The organism is Aquimarina algicola (assembly GCF_006443095.1).
Taxonomy (GTDB): domain Bacteria; phylum Bacteroidota; class Bacteroidia; order Flavobacteriales; family Flavobacteriaceae; genus Aquimarina; species Aquimarina algicola.
On the sequence record NZ_VFWZ01000002.1, the window covers coordinates 1349190 to 1367632 of the forward strand.

The 18443-nt window shown below is 29.0% G+C and carries 17 protein-coding genes; all 17 read left to right on the forward strand.

The genetic code is table 11. The annotated features are described in order from the left end of the window. Nucleotides 1-114: 114 nt before the first annotated feature. The 17 genes from FHK87_RS09900 (at nt 115) to FHK87_RS09980 (ending at nt 18331) form a co-directional block, all read left to right on the forward strand. Entirely contained in the window at nt 115-1155 is a 1041-nt protein-coding gene (locus FHK87_RS09900; RefSeq protein WP_140592516.1) for a nucleotidyltransferase family protein, read from the forward strand. Between the two features lie 7 nt (nt 1156-1162). Further along, nucleotides 1163-1846: an acylneuraminate cytidylyltransferase family protein gene (locus tag FHK87_RS09905; RefSeq protein WP_140592517.1), complete on the forward strand. Its 684-nt coding sequence runs from the start codon at nt 1163-1165 to the stop codon at nt 1844-1846. 3 nt (nt 1847-1849) lie between these two features. Further along, entirely contained in the window at nt 1850-2695 is an 846-nt protein-coding gene (gene hisF, locus FHK87_RS09910) for an imidazole glycerol phosphate synthase subunit HisF (RefSeq protein WP_140592518.1), read from the forward strand. After that, nucleotides 2692-3348: an imidazole glycerol phosphate synthase subunit HisH gene (gene hisH / locus FHK87_RS09915; RefSeq protein WP_140592519.1), complete on the forward strand. Its 657-nt coding sequence runs from the start codon at nt 2692-2694 to the stop codon at nt 3346-3348. Before hisF ends, hisH begins: the two co-directional genes overlap by 4 nt. 3 nt (nt 3349-3351) lie before the next feature. After that, nucleotides 3352-4647: an N-acetyl sugar amidotransferase gene (locus FHK87_RS09920; RefSeq protein ID WP_226294174.1), complete on the forward strand. Its 1296-nt coding sequence runs from the start codon at nt 3352-3354 to the stop codon at nt 4645-4647. Between the two features lie 55 nt (nt 4648-4702). After that, nucleotides 4703-6151: a lipopolysaccharide biosynthesis protein gene (locus FHK87_RS09925; protein ID WP_140592520.1), complete on the forward strand. Its 1449-nt coding sequence runs from the start codon at nt 4703-4705 to the stop codon at nt 6149-6151. A gap of 16 nt (nt 6152-6167) precedes the next feature. Beyond that, complete coding sequence (locus tag FHK87_RS09930; RefSeq protein WP_140592521.1) at nt 6168-7190, forward strand: hypothetical protein; 1023 nt, start codon at nt 6168-6170, stop codon at nt 7188-7190. A 946-nt stretch (nt 7191-8136) separates the two neighbouring features. After that, nucleotides 8137-8592, forward strand: coding sequence for a hypothetical protein (locus FHK87_RS09935; protein WP_140592522.1), 456 nt, complete (start codon nt 8137-8139; stop codon nt 8590-8592). Continuing rightward, the gene (locus FHK87_RS09940) at nt 8567-9712 is read left to right on the forward strand and encodes an O-antigen ligase family protein (protein WP_140592523.1); all 1146 of its coding nucleotides are present in this window, start codon (nt 8567-8569) and stop codon (nt 9710-9712) included. Before FHK87_RS09935 ends, FHK87_RS09940 begins: the two co-directional genes overlap by 26 nt. 32 nt (nt 9713-9744) lie before the next feature. After that, nucleotides 9745-11190 (forward strand): MBOAT family O-acyltransferase, encoded by a 1446-nt coding sequence (locus FHK87_RS09945; protein ID WP_140592524.1) that lies wholly within the window; start codon nt 9745-9747, stop codon nt 11188-11190. A gap of 3 nt (nt 11191-11193) precedes the next feature. After that, on the forward strand, nt 11194-12243 hold the full coding sequence (locus FHK87_RS09950) for a hypothetical protein (protein WP_140592525.1): 1050 nt from the start codon (nt 11194-11196) through the stop codon (nt 12241-12243). Nucleotides 12244-12279: 36 nt separating this feature from the next. Continuing rightward, nucleotides 12280-12747, forward strand: a complete 468-nt coding sequence (gene pssD / locus FHK87_RS09955) for a PssD/Cps14F family polysaccharide biosynthesis glycosyltransferase (RefSeq protein ID WP_140592526.1) — start codon at nt 12280-12282, stop codon at nt 12745-12747. Further along, nucleotides 12731-13234 carry a PssE/Cps14G family polysaccharide biosynthesis glycosyltransferase gene (pssE, locus tag FHK87_RS09960; RefSeq protein WP_140592527.1) on the forward strand — a complete coding sequence of 168 codons (504 nt, stop codon included), beginning with the start codon at nt 12731-12733 and terminating at the stop codon, nt 13232-13234. The genes pssD and pssE overlap by 17 nt, the downstream gene beginning before the upstream one ends. Nucleotides 13235-13363: 129 nt before the next feature. Next, nucleotides 13364-14677 (forward strand): UDP-glucose dehydrogenase family protein, encoded by a 1314-nt coding sequence (locus FHK87_RS09965; RefSeq protein WP_140592528.1) that lies wholly within the window; start codon nt 13364-13366, stop codon nt 14675-14677. Nucleotide 14678: 1 nt separating this feature from the next. Then, entirely contained in the window at nt 14679-15656 is a 978-nt protein-coding gene (locus tag FHK87_RS09970; RefSeq protein ID WP_140592529.1) for a UDP-glucuronic acid decarboxylase family protein, read from the forward strand. A 5-nt stretch (nt 15657-15661) separates the two neighbouring features. Further along, on the forward strand, nt 15662-17008 hold the full coding sequence (locus FHK87_RS09975; protein WP_140592530.1) for an undecaprenyl-phosphate glucose phosphotransferase: 1347 nt from the start codon (nt 15662-15664) through the stop codon (nt 17006-17008). Between the two features lie 78 nt (nt 17009-17086). Then, nucleotides 17087-18331: an O-antigen ligase family protein gene (locus FHK87_RS09980; RefSeq protein WP_140592531.1), complete on the forward strand. Its 1245-nt coding sequence runs from the start codon at nt 17087-17089 to the stop codon at nt 18329-18331. The last annotated feature ends 112 nt before the right edge of the window (nt 18332-18443 follow it).

Here is an 18443-nt window from a genome sequence, read left to right on the forward strand (position 1 = left end):
AATAGCATGCTGTAAGTATTTAATAAATAACAGTATGTTATGAATAATTAGTAGTTTTGCGCCAAAAGGCAAATAAAACAAAGAGCAATCTAATATATTTAAAAACCAAAGCAGATGCCCAACAGTAATTATATTATCAATCATACATATACTGTAAAAGAAACTCTGGAAAAACTTAATGAATCCGAAGGAAGAACACTTTTTGTAATAAATGAGAATAAAGAATTATTAGGAAGTGTGACTGATGGAGATGTTAGAAGAGCTTTGCTAAGAGGCATAAATATAGATGATCAGGTTATCGAAGTTGCAAACAAAAGTGTTAGGTATATTGTACAAAACGAGATTAATAAAAATAGGATTAATGAACTAAAAGCCGAAAACATTACTTTAATTCCTATTGTAAATCACAAAGGAGCAGTAATTTCAATTGTAGATTTATCAAAAAAGAAGACAATCTTGCCTATTGATGCGGTTATTATGGCCGGTGGAAAAGGAACTAGACTTAGACCGCTCACTTTAGATACACCCAAACCACTTTTAAAAGTTGGTGATAAACCTATTGTTGAATACAATATAGACAGACTTTCCTATTTTGGAATTAATCATCTTAATATTACAATTAATTATCTCGGAGAACAATTGGTAAATTATTTTGGTGATGGAAAAGACAAAGAAATCTCAATTAAATATGTAAAAGAAGATAAACCATTGGGAACCATTGGTTCTTTAAAACTAGTTGAGGATTTTCATAATGATTGTATTTTACTTATGAACTCAGATCTATTAACCAATATAGATTTTGAGGACATGTATAATGAATTTTTGAACAAAGAAGGAGATATGATCATAGCCACAGTGCCCTATAAAGTCACGATTCCCTATGGGGTGGTAGAGACCGAAGGTACTTATGTTACAAACCTCAAAGAGAAACCTACGTATACATATTATTCTAATGCGGGGATCTATATTTTTAAAAAAGAATGTTTAGGATATGTACCTAATAATACTTTTTTTAATGCAACTGACCTTATTGACCATTTGTTAAAATCAAATCGAAAAATCATCAATTACCCAATTCTAGGATATTGGTTAGATATTGGCAAGCATGAGGATTTTGAAAAAGCTCAAGAAGATGTAAAACACATTAAATTTTAGAACTTTAATGAAAGCATTAGTAGTTATTCCTGCAAGAGGAGGTAGTAAAGGTATTCCTAAAAAAAATATAAAACCGTTAAACGGAAAACCTTTAATTTCATATACTATCGAGAGTGCTTTACAATTATTTTCTAAAGAAGATATTTGTATAAGTACGGATTGCGATGATATTGCGTTTGAGAGTGAAAAGTCAGGTTTGGATATTCATTTTAAAAGGCCAACTGAATTAGCCACAGATACTGCGGGTACCCATGAAGTATTGCTGCATGCTATTAACTTTTATGAAGAAAAAGGAAATTTTTATGATACTTTGGTTTTACTTCAACCTACTTCGCCTTTTAGAAAATCAAAACATATTAAGGAGGCATTAGAATTATATAATTCTGATGTAGATATGGTCGTTTCAGTTAAAGAATCTAAAAGTAACCCTTACTATAACCTTTTTGAAGAAGAGCAGGGTTTGCTTAAAAAATCTAAAGATGGTCATTATACCAGAAGACAAGATATTCCAAAAGTATATGAATATAATGGTGCGATCTATATCATTAATATTAGATCATTGAAAAAAGGTAAAATCTCAGCTTTTAACAAAGTGAAAAAATATGTAATGGATGAGATATCCTCGATGGATTTAGACAATCATTTAGATTGGAAAATATGTGAATTATTAATTAAAGATGAAATTAATTAAAATATGAATACAGTTAGATGTATTGCAAGACTAGATGTCAAAGGCCCAAATCTGGTAAAAGGGATTCACCTTGAAGGACTAAGAGTTTTAGGTAGGCCAGAGGTTTTTAGTGAATATTATTATAAGCAAGGAGCAGATGAGCTATTCTATCAGGATGTTGTTGCGAGTTTATATGAAAGAAATGGTCTTCATGATTTAATTTCTAAAGTAGCTAAATTTAGCTTTATACCATTAACTGTTGGTGGTGGTATTAGAAGTATTGATGATATCAAGAAAATGCTTAAAGCCGGAGCAGATAAAGTAGCCATTAATACTGCAGCCATTAATAACCCTAGCTTGATTTCGGAGGCGGCCGAAGTATTTGGTTCGTCGACTATTGTGATTGCTGTCGAAGCGTCAAAACAAAGTGATGGCTCTTATCTTGCATATACCGATAATGGAAGAGAACATACAGGTGTTGATGCAATAAAGTGGGCTCAGCAAGCAGCAGAACTTGGAGCAGGTGAAATTGTTGTAACTTCAATCGATAATGAAGGAACAGGCGTAGGATTTGATACCGAATTAATAAACAAAATATCATCTACAGTTTCAGTACCTGTAATTGCACATGGAGGAGCAGGAAAACCCGAACATATAACCGATGCTATTGAAGCAAAAGCCAATGCACTTGCTTTTGCCTCTGTACTGCATTATGATTATATAGCAAACAATGATTCTTCAGCTTCAGAAGAAGAAGGAAATACCGAATTTTTGAAAAAGAATATGTCCTTTAATAAAATTAAACCTTTTAGTATTAAGGACATCAAAAAATATATGCATAATAATAATATTCCCTGTAGAACATTATGAAAAATAAAGACAACTTTAAATTAACGATCATTGACTATGGATCAAGTAATTTATATAGTGTAATCAATGCCTGCAAGACTTTTGGAATAGAGCCTGAGGTGTCGAGCGACCATAATACCATTAAAAATGCTGATGCTGTTATTTTGCCTGGTGTGGGTGCATTCAACGAAGCCATGTCTAATTTACAAAGACTGGGCTTAATAGAGCCTATAAAAGAGTTTGCACAATCAGGTAAACCATTTATGGGTATATGTTTAGGATTACACCTTTTGTTTGAAAGAAGTGCAGAATTTGGAAACACTGAAGGTCTGGGTTTAATTAAGGGAAGTATCAAAAAATTTCCATCCAATATGGAACAAAATTTTAAAGTTCCTCAGATAGGATGGAATCTAATTAACAAAGCAGACAATAACAACTGGGAAAAGTCTCCTTTTAGTACGATAAAAGAAGGAGCTTTTATGTATTTTGTACATTCATTTTATGCAGATGCAGAAGATCCAGAGGTGATTCTTTCTAAAACAAAATTTAATGATGTTACCTATTGCTCTTCAATTCTAAAAAATAATATCTTTGCCACACAATTTCATCCAGAAAAAAGTGGTGATTTAGGATTAGAAATCTATAAAAACTGGTTTAGTAATATAATACAATAAGACATGAATAGTTTTGATGTTCCCATGGAAGAACGCATTAAAAGAGGTTGGTATAATGCGGATACAACAAATTTGAAAGAAGAATTACCAGCTTTTTATGGATTACCTTCAGAGGTGAAATTCTGTACTGAATGTGCCATGTCTAATCAAAGACCTACATCTGCAGTAGAATTCAAGCATACAAAAGACAGTAAGAAAACAACAATGAACTTTGATGAAAATGATGTTTGTGATGCGTGTAGGACAGCAGAAAAAAAGGAGAATATTGATTGGGATAAACGAGAGCAAGAATTAATTAAACTATTAGACAAATATAGAAGAACAGATGGCGGTTATGATTGTCTTGTTCCTGGTAGTGGAGGAAAAGACAGTGCATATCAAGCTCATGTTTTGAAGTATAAATATGGAATGAACCCTCTGACGATTACATGGCCACCTATTTTGTATACTGAATATGGATATGAGAATTGGAAAAACTGGATAGATAAAGGAGGTTTTGATAATTACTCTTTCAGAAGAAATGGAAGTGTCATGAAATTGTTAACCAAATTATCAATAGAAAACTTATTTCACCCTTTTCAAACATTTATTCTAGGACAAAAAAACTTGGCTCCCAAATTTGCTGCTAAATTTGATATTCCATTAATTTTTTATGGAGAAAATGAAGCCGAATACGGTAACCCTATTGCAGATAATAGTACTTCTTTAAGAGATAAATCATACTATAGTTTTAATAATATTGATGAAATATACCTTGGAGGTCTATCTGTAAAAGAAATTCAGGAAAAATATGATGTGAGATTATCTGACCTCATGTCTTTTTTCCCACCGACGCAAAAAGAACTAGAAAATAAAGATATCGAGGTACATTATTTGGGATATTACCTAAAATGGACTCCTCAAGAAGTATATTATTATGCGACCGAAAATACTGGTTTCAAAGCAAGACCATTTAGAACACAAGGAACATACAGTAAATATAATAGTATTGATGATAAAATAGATGATTTGCACTATTTTACAACGTATATAAAGTTCGGAATCGGAAGAGCTACTTATGATGCTTCTCAAGAGATAAGAAACAAGCACATCACAAGAGAAGAAGGTCAAGCGTTAGTAAGAAGGTTTGATGGAGAATTCCCAGACAAGTATTTCAGCAATATTATGGAATACATCGATATGGAAGAAGATGAATTTTTCAAACTTACAGATAAATTCAGGTCTCCTCATTTATGGGCGAAAGTCGACGGAGAATGGAAATTAAGACATAATGTTAATAAAACAGGAGTCAACGATTAAATACTAAATAACTTAGGTATTTAAGGTTTTAGTATATACAATATATGATAAGTAGATGAAAGCGATTAAGAGTACTGGAATTTTGTTGCTTTCAGAGATTTTATCAAAAGGAATTGCATTTCTTTTGGTGCCTCTATATTCTTATGTTGTTGAACCTAAAGATTTTGGTAAAGTAGCAATTCTTCAATTGCTCTTTACCGTTTTTTTTTTAATAGTCTCATTTTCTTTAAATAGTACTTTTGATAAATACTTTTTTGATAAAAAGTTCAAATCAACAGATTCTCTTTTTTCTACAATTTTGGTAGTACAGATACTAGCAGTTGTTTTTGGAAGTAGCCTTTACATTCTATTAGGATCTAAACTTGCCTTGTTTTTAGAAATCAAAAACGCTTTATATTTAGATTTAGTTTTTTATACTTCTATTATTGCTGTTTTTTTTCCTGTTGTTAATTCTTATTTGATTTGTAGTGGCCAAATAAAAAGAGCAGGTATCTATGCGATATTAATATCTATGATAAGAAGCACTATGGCCTTGGTATTAGTTCTTAATATGAAGGATAAAATATTGGCCATTATTCTTGCGAATTTTGTGGAACACTTGTCTGGGTTGATACTATCTTTACCTTATTACTTTAAAAGGCTTAAATTGCGTTTAATTGAAAAAAATAAAATAAGAGAACTAATAGTATATTCTTGTTTGTTTTTCCCAAGCTCGTTCTCTGTTTTTTTTGTTAAATTTTCTGATAGACTTATGATCCAATATTTTTTAAATTATCAAAGTCTTGGTATTTATTCGATGGGAACTCGCTTGGTTAATATACCCGGTCAATTTATTTCAACTATTAATAAAAACTTTACGCCTCAAATGTATCAAAGTATTAGTGAGAATGATACAACCAAATTAAATCAATTAATAAGACTATTTTTGGCAGCAATATTTGTATTATTATCTGGTCTGATACTTTTTTCAAAAGAATTATTCTTGATCATAGGAGGTGATTATAAAAATGCATATACTGTTTTTATTATATTATCTTTATGTTCATATTTTAATGGATATAATCTTATAATACAACCTGTTAAAACATATTTCAAAAAATATGTGAAATACAAATCCATGATTTGGGTAAGTATCGGAGTCATAAATATTATATTAAATATTATTTTTATTCCTATTTATGGAATTAATGGAGCGGCGGCAGTTACAGCTATATCGTATTTAATTTCTATTCCCTTTAGCTATTATTATGCTAGAAAAGCATACAAAGAAAATTATTATTTAAAATGGTTTATGCTTTCGTCAGTTGTGCTTTTTTCAATATCATTGTTGCTGATATTTTACAAAAATGAAAATTCTATTCTCGAATTTTTTATAAGGTTATTATCTTTTTTATTGATAGGATATATCTTTTTAAGTAAACTTATAGATATTAGAGAGTGGTCTATTAAGTTGCATAGCTTTATTATTAAAAAAATAAGGGCGTTCAACAATAATAAAAAATGATTTTGAATTATTACTTATGAGAGATAGAGCCATTGCCATAGTAGAGTCTCCTCTACAGTTGATAAATGCAAATGAATATATTAAGAAATATGCTTTAGAGTCTAAAACAGATTTTTACTTTGTAAGTTCTAGAGGAACACATAACCTTGATCAATTAAGGAGTACATACAAAGCTTTGAAATTAAAAGGAAAAGTTTTTGAAGTAAGTGTATTGAATATAGATAAGAGTATTGTAACTAGGTTAAGTTTTTATTTAAAAATAATAAGAGCTGCTAGAAAAATGCCAAAAAATTACTCTTTAGTTTTAGTTGGACATATGCTATCCATCTATCAAAATGTTCTTGCCAATACGATAAAAAATTCAGAATGTATTTACTTGGATGATGGCAATGCATCAGTAGCTCAAATCAAACAATTAAAAAAAGAAAAAATTAAATCATTTTCTCCATTCTCAAAAAGAATATTTCCTTTGCTATTGGGTTTTAATGTCAACTTAAGATATGGAAAAAAAGGCCTTAATTACTTTACCATTTATAAAGATTTAATTGTTGAGAACCACCCTTACTTATGTTTTGACATCAATGATCTGGAATATTTAAAAAGTGAATATGGAAAAAAAGAAATAAATAAAAATTTTGTTTACTTTATAGGAACACCATTTTACTGGAATAATAAATCTTATGAAAACTTTGAACAGGATATTAAGAAGGTGTCAGAGTTTTATCAAAACAAAAAAGTATTTTATTTTCCACATAGATATGAGAGTAAAGAACAATTAGAAATTATCAATAATTTAGGTTGGAAGATTGTAAAAAACGAACTGCCAATCGAACTTTTATTGATTGAATTAGAAAATCTTCCTTTAGAATTTGGATTTTTCTACTCTTCAGCTGTTGATAATATTTCTAAATTAATTCCAAATATGAATTTTAAATCTTTTGAAATAGATAATACAGAATTTTTAGAAGATGGAAAAAATATCTATAAACTCTATAGAAGCTACGAGAAAAAGAATATGATAACGGTTATTAAACTCTAAAATAATGCTTCTAAAATTTAAAAAAGAGGTCTATAAATATGGTATTTTAGGTTTTTTATTAAACCTACTACTTTTTTTTTCATTATCTGTACACATTGCTTTTGGTACAGTAGTATTATTAATTCTTTTTTTTATTCTAGTAAAGCGGTCCAAATTATTTTTTTGTTTTTTTATTCAAACTATATTTTTTCAAAATACCTATATAGCTTTCTTTTCAGGAATAATATCTACTCCGGCCGAATTTAAAATATTACATGGGATTAATTTTCTTTTACCATGTTTATTAACGTTATTCATGTTTAAAAGTAGTTCTGAATATTTTAGTAAATTCTTTTTTAAGAAAACAATATTGATAATACTTATCCTTATTGCATACTCTATATTTGGTACGATACATTATGGGTTTTTAAATAGTGCTCAATACCTAAGGCTTTTCTTAATACCTATTTTATATTTACTTGTAGGTATTTATTTTACCAAAAAATTGTCAATTGACTTTATCAACAAAAACTTAAAGGTAATATTCGTAATCTGTACAATATTTACTTTGCTACAATTTCTTTTTCCATTATTAACAAGTCGTTTGCTGAATGATTTAAGCTATTTTAGTATTAAACGAGGAATTGATAGTTGGAGTGGATTGTTAGAATATTACAAGGGAAAAAGGTTATTTAATATTTCATGGTTTGATATTAGGTCTTATAGGATAGGATCTTTGATAAAAAGTATGATTTCTCTAGGATATTTTTTAACCATTTTAGGAGTTTACTTTTATTGGCCGAATAAAAAAATTAGATTGTTCTTTATTTTTTTACTTGTTGCTATAGCTATAAATTCAAAAGGAGCAGTCTTAGTTTTATTTTTTTCAATACTGCTATATTTTTTATTTTACAAATCCAATTTATCTACAGGCTTAGCACTAACATTCTATCTGATCATAAATATTATGATTATTTATTTGGGATATGAGAAAAGAAATGAACATATTGTTGGTTTCGTTTCTGGTAGCACATATCTTCTTTCTCTTGGAAACGGTCTAGGTTTTGCAGGTAATTTATCAGATTCTTTATTTACCAGCTGGCGAGGAAACCCTCTACCTGATTTAGGATATTGGACAAGATTTCAGAATGGTAGTGAGAGTGTTTACGGTGTGTTGTTTTCTAGCTTAGGAATAAGTTCTTTTATTTATATTTTTTACTTTATAGAGGTTATAAAAATATTATTCATTAAACTAAAATCGAAAACAACACATGTCAAAGTTTTAAGAATTCTGGCTATTGTACTTTTTTTACAAGGCATTTATCAAGAAGAAGCGTATTCTCCTTATTGTTTGGGATTAGTCATGTTTTTGGTTGGATTAAATTTTTATAAAAAAGATGAAGAAGAAACTGTTTCAGTATAGTCTTTGTATATTGGCCTTTAGTCTTAGTTTTTCAGAAGACTGGAGTAGTAAAGCGTTAATATTAACAAGTGTTTTGGGGCTTTTTAATATAGAACTAAATAATAAAAGTTTAAAAACTCCTTTTTTTAAATTGACAGTGTCTTTACTTTTATATGTATTGTTCAACATGGCTTTTATTGCTCAGGACTGGGATGGTCATATTTATATCCTATTAGGATTATTACTACTCTTTTTCTTTTTATGGAATTATACAAAGATCGATGAAAAAACATATAAAATCATACCCTTAGCATTCTCTTTTGGTGTTTTTATAGTTGGTACAATAAATATGTTTTCTTTCATTTTGTCATCTGGAGCGCAAAAATTTGATCAATTATTCAACTCATGGCATACTTATGCAGTAATTGATATTCATAAAATTTATTATGCACTATTTTTATGCCTATCATATGTTTTTATTATTGACTATTTTAATAATAAAAAAGAGAAGTATAAGTATTTGTACATTTCTTTAAGTGTTGGTTTTTGCTCAATAATGTTATATTATACAGGATCCATGAATGGGTTCTTACTTTTTTTTATAAGCCATTTATTTCTTATACTTTACTATTTTAAGTCAAACATTAAATCTATTCTTTCAACAGGTATTTTAATAATGCCATTTATCTTAATGTTTCTTTTAGCGATGCCTAAAGTACAAGAAGCTTTCTCAAAAATTGATGGAGAAGGATCAAGAATGAGAAATTACAATATTAATAAAGAATTGTTTATGGATGCTCCAATTTTTGGATATGGTATTGGTAAAGAAATAAAAATAATGCAAGCCAAAAGAAACCCGAGAAGTTGGGAGTATAAAAATAAATATAATGCACATAATCAATATTTTGAATATTTGATAGGTGGTGGAGTAATCTTGATTGTAATTATTTTATCACTTTTATTCTTATTAATTTTTCAATCAATTCCAAATAAGTTTAATTTTACCTCTTTGTGTTTTTGTGCTTTCGTATTGTACTCGTTTTTAATAGAGTCAATACTCAGAAGACACCATGGGATTTTCTTTTTTACTTTCTTTTTAGTCTATTTTTTGTTCGGATTTAGAAGGGTTAATGTCAAGTAATAACAAACATAGTTTTTAATTTAAAATTTAAAATGCTTTTTAATTCTATTGATTTTGCAATATTTCTCCCTATAGTATTTATTCTTTATTGGTTAGTGCTAAATAAAGATCTAAAGATTCAAAATTTACTGATTTTAGGAGCAAGTTATATATTCTATGGTTGGTGGGATTATAAATTTTTGAGCCTAATCATTTTGAGTACATTAATAGATTTCTCTATCGGTTTGGCACTGAAAAAAGAAACTCAAAATAGTAGGAGAAAACTTTTTTTATGGATAAGTATTATTGCTAATCTTGGTTTTCTTGGTTTTTTCAAATATTATAATTTTTTCCTTACTAATTTTATTGAAGCCTTCTCATTATTTGGTTCTAGAATTGAAATTGCTTCTTTAGATTTAATTTTACCTGTTGGGATCAGTTTTTATACTTTTCAAACATTAAGTTATACTATTGATGTCTACAATAAAAAACTCGAGCCAACCAATGATTTTATAGCTTTTGCAGCTTTTGTGAGCTTTTTCCCTCAGTTAGTTGCTGGTCCTATTGAACGAGCTAAAGATTTATTACCTCAATTTTATATTGGAAGAAATTTTAATTACAATGATGCTGTTGATGGGTTAAAGCAAATTCTCTGGGGTTTGTTTAAAAAAGTAGTGATTGCTGATAATTGTGCAAAATTTGCAAATTTGATTTTTAATAATTCAGATGATTACTCAGGAAGTACTCTAGTACTTGGAGCAGTATTTTTTACATTTCAGATATATGGTGATTTTTCTGGTTATTCTGATATTGCAATAGGTACATCACGTCTTTTTGGGTTCAAACTAACAAAGAACTTTGCCTTCCCTTACTTTTCTAGAGATATTGCAGAATTTTGGAGAAGATGGCATATTTCACTTTCTACCTGGTTTAGAGATTATCTCTATATACCTCTTGGTGGTAGTAGGAGAGGTACTTTAGGGAAAATAAGGAATACTTTTATAATATTTATCGTAAGTGGCTTTTGGCATGGGGCGAATTGGACTTTTATTTTTTGGGGGTTATTGAATGCTCTTTATTTTTTACCATTATTATTAACCAACAATAATCGTAATAATTTAAATGTTGTAGCTTATGGTAGAACTTTCCCTTCATTAAGGGAACTGCTATCAATTCTAATTACATTTTGCCTAACGGTTTTTGGTTGGATTTTTTTTAGGGCTAACAATATAGAGCATGCTTTTGATTATATTTTAACCATTTTCTCTAGATCATTATTTGTTGTTCCAAATTTTGCCAATATGAAAGAAGCCTTGATGGTTATTATTTTAATCATCTTTTTTGTTTTTGTAGAATGGAATGGAAGAGATAGAGAATATGCTATTGAAACCTTGGGAAAGAAGAGGAAATTTAAATACCTGCTATACTATGTTTTAGTATTTATGATAATCTTTTTTGGCAGTTTTGAAGAAAATCAGTTTATATATTTTCAATTTTAGTTTATGAAGTATTTTATTTCAAAGGTTGTATTATTTGTGTTGCCTGTTCTAATAGCCTTAGTCAGTGTAAATTATTTTGGTGATGCAGCACATATTTTTGATAGTAAATATGAAAAGAAGATGGTTAGTATTATCGAAAAGAAAAAAAATATTACTAATATCTCTAATTATGATGAAAGAGTCTTCCAAAAAGAACTGATTACAACATTAAACTATAATCCTGATATAATCATATTGGGTTCCAGTAGAACCATGATGATCAATTCAGAGTATTTTCCAAATAAAATATTATATAATAATTCTGTTAGTGGTGCAAGTATAGAAGATATACTTGCAATTTATGAGATAAATAAGGTAAATAATAAAAACCCTAAAAAAATTATTATTGGAATAGATCCATGGTTGTTTAATGAGAATAATGGGCAAATACGTTGGAAATCAATTGAGCAGTATTATAAAAAATTTCATGGAGATTCTGACAAAATAGATTTAGACATAGCCAAATATAAAGAACTCATATCATTCTCATATTTTCAAGAGTCACTATTGAATTTAATAGGCTCGATTACGGGTAGCAATGAGCTTAAAGAAACTACAAAAAAGTATAATGATAATGCAACTAAGCTTTTAGATGGTTCTTTGGTCTATGGTAAAGACTATCGAGAAAGAGATAAAGACGAAGTTGATAGAAAAGCCAAGTCATATGTCTTAGGAAAAATTTATAGTATTGAAGGCTTTAGCTCTATTTCTAGCAAAATCTGGGAAGAGTTTGATAAACTTATAAAAGATATTAGGCAAAATAATATAGAAGTTGAGTTTTATGTATTTCCATATCACCCACACGTATATGAAAAAATACATAAAGAATATCAGGCAGTACTAGAAGTTGAGAATGAAATTATAAGATACTCTGTTGAGCATAATATTAAATTAACAGGTTCTTTTAATCCTCAAAAATTAGATATGGATGAGTCCTTTTTTTATGATGGGATGCATTGTAATGAGAGAGGTATTCAAAAGTTTATGGAATATTCCTTAAAACAAATTGAATAACTTATCTTTGAGCACCTATAATAGTTGAATTTGAAGATGAAAAAAGTGTTGTTTATATCAAGTTTGGGAGGTCATTTAGAACAGCTTTTAAGTTTACAGAAAGTGATAAACAATTATGATTCTTATATAGTTACAGAACGAAATTCTTCTACAGAAAAATTACAGAAAAACTATAAAAACATAAACTATTTACCGTACATATCGAGAAAAAACATTATACTTTTTTTGATTAATTACTTAAAGTGTACATTACTTTCTATTGTTTTTTTTTTAAGGATAAAACCAAATATTATAGTAACGACAGGAGCAGGATGTGTTATTCCTATGTGTCTGTTGGCTAAAGTTTTTGGAAAAAAGGTAATATTTATAGAGACGTTTTCTCGGATAGATTCAAAAACATTAACAGGAAAAGTATGTTATTACTTCGCAGATGTTTTTATAGTCCAATGGGAAGATTTAAAAAAGATTTATCCAAAATCAATATTCTTTGGATCTATATACTGAAAATATGATTTTTGTAACCTTAGGAAACCAAAACTTTCAATTCAATAGACTTTTAGAGAAATTGGAGGCTAGTATTAGAGATAACATTATCAACGAACAAGTTGTAGCTCAAATTGGAGAAACAAACTTTAAAAGTGATTTATTCGAAACCGTTAATTTTTTAGGGAAAGAGGATTTTGATAATTATATCACAGAATCCAGTTTTGTTATTTCACATGCTGGAACCGGATCAATAATCAGTTGTCTCAAAAAAAGAAAAAAAATAATTGTAGCAGCAAGGCAATCCAGTTTTGGTGAACATATTGATGATCATCAAATAGAAATTTTAAATGCGTTTGTTGAGAAAAAATTAATAATCGGATTAAATAATGATCTCAGTGATTTTCAAGATAAGATCAATAAAATCGAAGAAATTAAATTAGAAACATTTAAATCAAACAATCAAATATTTAATGAAAAACTAATAAGTATAATCGATGGGTTTTAATCAATTTATAAGTAAACTAGTTTGTTTTCAATGCTTGTAATTCTTGAAATTAAATTAGAATACTATTTTTTACTCATATATAGATTATCTCTTATTTTTAAAATGTTAGATTAAAAAATAAAATAAACAATGAAAATATCAGTAATAGGAACAGGGTATGTAGGTTTAGTAACAGGAACCTGTTTGGCAGAAACAGGAAATGAAGTAGTTTGTGTTGATATTGATGCAGAGAAAGTACAAAAAATGAAAGATGGTGAAGTACCTATCTATGAACCTCATTTGGATGTGCTTTTTGATAGGAATTTAAAAGCAAAAAGATTGAACTTTACAACTTCTCTAGAAGAAGGATTACAGTATGGAGAGATTATTTTTCTCGCACTTCCTACTCCTGAGGACGAAGATGGTTCGGCAGACCTATCTTATGTATTGGGGGTAGCAGATGATATTGGAAAAAAGATTAGTGAGTATAAGGTTATCGTAGATAAAAGCACAGTTCCTGTTGGCACTTCTGAAAAAGTAAAAGAGGTTATCCAAAAAAATGCAAAATGTGACTTTGATGTAGTTTCCAATCCAGAATTTCTTAGAGAAGGTTTTGCAGTAGATGACTTTCTAAAACCTGAACGAATTGTTATAGGTTCAAGTTCTGAAAAAGCAATTGAACTTATGAAAAAGTTATATAAACCATTTGTTAGATCCGGTAATCCAATTATTGTAATGGATGAAAAATCTGCAGAACTTACTAAGTATGCTGCGAATTCTTTTTTGGCAACCAAAATTACATTTATGAATGAAATTGCCAATTATTGTGAAAAAGTAGGTGCTGATGTAGATATGGTAAGACGTGGTATGGGAACGGATTCTAGAATCGGGAAAAGATTTTTATTTCCCGGAATTGGTTACGGAGGGTCTTGTTTTCCAAAAGATGTTAAGGCATTACACAAATCAGGAAGAGAAGTAGATTATGATTTTCAAATTCTTGATGCTGTAATTGATGTAAATCAAAAGCAAAAAACAATTCTTCTGCCAAAAATACAAGCTTTTTTCAATCACCAGCTAAAAGATAAAAAGTTTGCTGTATGGGGATTAGCATTTAAACCAGAAACAGATGACATAAGAGAAGCTCCTGCTTTATATCTTATCGACGAGTTATTAAAAGAAGGCGCAGAAATAACTGCTTTTGATCCTGAAGCTATGGATAATGTTGCACGTAAATATTCTGATCATATAACTTTTTCAAAAAGCATGTATGATACCTTAGACGGTGCAGATGCATTAATAATATGTACAGAGTGGAGTATTTTTAGAACACCAGATTTTGGTAAAGTCAAAAAAAGTCTTTCTAATAATGTTATCTTTGATGGAAGAAACCTTTATGATATTCAAGATGTTGAAAATGAAGGGATTTCTTATTACTCAATAGGAAGAAAAGATGTAAAAATATAAAATGCAAAAAGTTCTAATTACAGGAGCAGCAGGGTTTTTGGGTTCACACCTTTGTGATCGTTTTATAAAAGAAGGTTTTCGAGTTATCGGTATGGATAATTTGATTACCGGAGATTTAAAAAATATAGAACATCTTTTTAAGCTACAAAACTTTGAATTTTATCATCATGATGTAACAAAGTTTGTTCATATACCCGGTGATTTAGATTACATACTTCATTTTGCTTCTCCTGCAAGTCCAATTGATTATTTGAAGATTCCTATCCAAACATTAAAGGTTGGTTCACTAGGAACACATAACTTGCTTGGTCTTGCCAAAGAAAAAAAAGCAAGGATTCTTATTGCGTCAACTAGTGAAGTTTATGGAGACCCTTTAGTTCATCCACAAAATGAAGATTACTACGGAAATGTAAATACAATCGGTCCTAGAGGGGTTTATGACGAAGCCAAACGATTTCAGGAATCTATTACAATGGCTTATCATACATATCATGGATTAGAAACCAGAATTGTTAGAATTTTTAATACTTATGGTCCTAGAATGCGGCTTAACGATGGTAGAGTTGTCCCAGCCTTTATTGGTCAGGCTTTGAGAGGAGAGGACCTAACAGTGTTTGGAGATGGCTCTCAGACTCGTTCTTTTTGCTATGTAGATGATTTGGTAGAGGGAGTTTATAAACTATTATTTAGTGACTATATATACCCTATAAATATTGGTAATCCAGATGAAATTACTATAAAAGAATTTGCAGAAGAAATTATTAAGCTTACAAATACTACACAAAAGATCATTTACAAAGAATTACCCATTAATGATCCTCTACAAAGGCAACCCGATATTTCTAAAGCAAGAAAGATATTGAATTGGGAAGCAAAAATAAAACGAACTGAAGGTATGAGTAAAACATTAGAATACTTTAAAAAGTTTTCTAAAGAAGAACTTGCAAGGAGTGAACATAGAAACTTCTTGAAAAATTAATATTAATGAATAGTAGAGCAGGTAGATATTCTATATATATAAAACCTCTTTTTGGGTTAATAGATTTATTTTTATTGAACAGTATTGTTGCTTTTTTTCAAACGAATATTGATCAAAAACTACTTTTTTCTTTTTACATATCAATTTTTTGGATTGTCCTTTCTATAAAAAATAAATTTTATGATATAAAGCGATTTTCTAGAGTTGTGCAGGTTTTGGCTTCTATTATAAGACAGTTCCTAATTTTTGCACTTATTCTTTATGCATTTATAGGCTTTTTCAAACAATCCAATATTAGTAGATTAGAAATGGGTAAATATTTTTTATCCATCCTAGTTCTGGTAACATTCTTTAAGTTTCTGTTCTTATATTTCTTATCCAAATATAGAGGCGTTTTTGGCGGTAACATTAGAAAAGTTGTCATCATTGGAAATAACAAAAAGACAGAACAATTAATCAAGTTTTTTTCAGAAAAACCAGAATCTGGCTATAGATTTCAAAAGAAATTTTGTGTTAAAGAAGAAGATTTTGAATGGGATCGATGCTTTGATTATATTATTGATAATGATATTGATGAAGTGTATTGTTCGGTTGCAGAATTGACAAATAATCAATTAAGAGATATTGTTAATTTCACAGAGAATAATCTTAAAATATTAAAGTTTATACCCGATAATAAAGATATTTTTACTAAAAAACTAGTCTTTAATTATTATGGGTATATACCAATATTGTCTTTTAGAGAAATACCATTAGATGATTCTATTAACAAGTTTGCAAAGAGAAGCTTTGACATTATTCTAGCAACGATTGTTTTGGTAGGAATCTTATCTTGGCTGACTCCACTAATTGCATTATTAATTCAATTAGAATCAAGAGGTCCGGTTTTTTTTAAACAAAAGCGTAACGGGTTAGACTATAGAGAGTTTTATTGTTTCAAATACAGATCTATGAAGCCTAGTACAAGTCACAATCAAGCGACAAAAGGAGATGCCAGAGTAACTAGGGTTGGTAAGTTTATCAGACGAACAAGTATAGATGAATTACCACAATTTTTAAATGTGCTCAAGGGTGATATGTCTGTAGTAGGACCAAGACCTCACATGGTTAAACATAATGAAGAATTTGCACAACGTGTAGATAAATTTATGGTACGTCACTTTGTTAAGCCTGGTATTACAGGTTTGGCGCAAGTAAGTGGATTTAGAGGAGAGATAGAAACCAACTTAGACATTGTAAATCGAGTAAAATATGATATTTTCTATGTCGAAAACTGGTCATTACTTTTGGATATCAAAATAATAATCTTAACAGTTATAAATACTATAAAAGGTGAAGAAAAAGCATACTAATCTATTATAGTAAACTGTTTATAATAAAAATTTAAAAAAAGTTTGCAACTCAGAGAGGTTATAAATAAAGCTTCCAATATGTTTTATAAAGAAGATCATTGGGTAGTCATGACCTTTTGGAATAGTCTTTATATTGCTTTTTTTTTATTACCACTGGGTATTAACCTTCCAACTCCCTTTTTTGTAATTTCAATTGTTTTTGGAATTGTAATAATTTTTATATCCCCTAGAAAACTTGTTTTAGAAAAATCGTTATTATTATTCCCTCTTTATGTGGTTATCTTGGCTATTGGTTTAATATATACAGAAAACCTTTCTGATGGTATTAGCTTAGTTCAGAGATCCCTATCATTGTTATTGTTTCCAATCATTTTCCTTTTTGTTAAAGAAGATGCCGCAACAGTAAGAAGGCTATTTGATTTTTTATTAGTTGGTGTAGTGATTTCATTTTTTATAAATATAGCGTATGCATCTAATAACTTGATATATTATCTGATAGATGATTATAAAGTAACAGACTTTTTTTCCTTACTAGAAGAGGTTAAAAATCAGTGGCATCACTATTTTACAGGACTATCATTTTCTAAATTAGTAAACTCCAATTACGTTTCAATTTACATCCTTTTAGTATTAAGTTACTATTTAAAAAATAAAATAAAGTCGAGATCACAACTGATTGTAGTGGTTCTTTTGTTTGTATATCTTTTTTTGCTTGCTTCAATAGCAGCTTATCTTATTTTGACAATCATGTCAATATTGTTGATATTCGATATCAATCAAAAAGAAAAAAAGTACATGATGATGATTGTTTTTTTTCTAGGTGTGATCGTCTTTTTAAATAATCCCAGAGTTACTGATTTTTATTACAGGGTAAAGGGTTTTAAAAACACATCCGAATATGAAAATACGACTTCAGAAAAATCTAGATTACTAGCATGGGACGCCAGTCTAAAACTTATTAAAGAAGCACCAATATTTGGATATGGTGTAGGGGATGCCAATCATGTTTTAATAGAAAAATATAAAGAATTAGGCTACACATTAAATCACAAAAATAAATACAATGCACATAACCAATTTCTACAAACATTCTTGCAAACAGGAATTGTAGGTTTTGCAATTTTGATAAACATCTTTATTCTATTAGCACTTCGAATGAAAAGAAGTAGAAATGAATTCTCTGTATTTCTTATTTTATTCATTTCTCTTTTGTTTGAATCTATGTTAGTAAGGTTCAATGGTATTGTATTTTTTTCGATTGTTACTCCTTTATTATTAAAGAAGAGAAGTATTTTAAGTAGTCGTATAATCCGAAACGCTTAGATCCTAATAATTTTACCGAATTCATTCTTCAAAATTCTAACTCTTAGAACAAGTTTTTAATCAAAACAATAGCAATACAATATCTAATCAATTATTTTTGACCCCAAAAAAT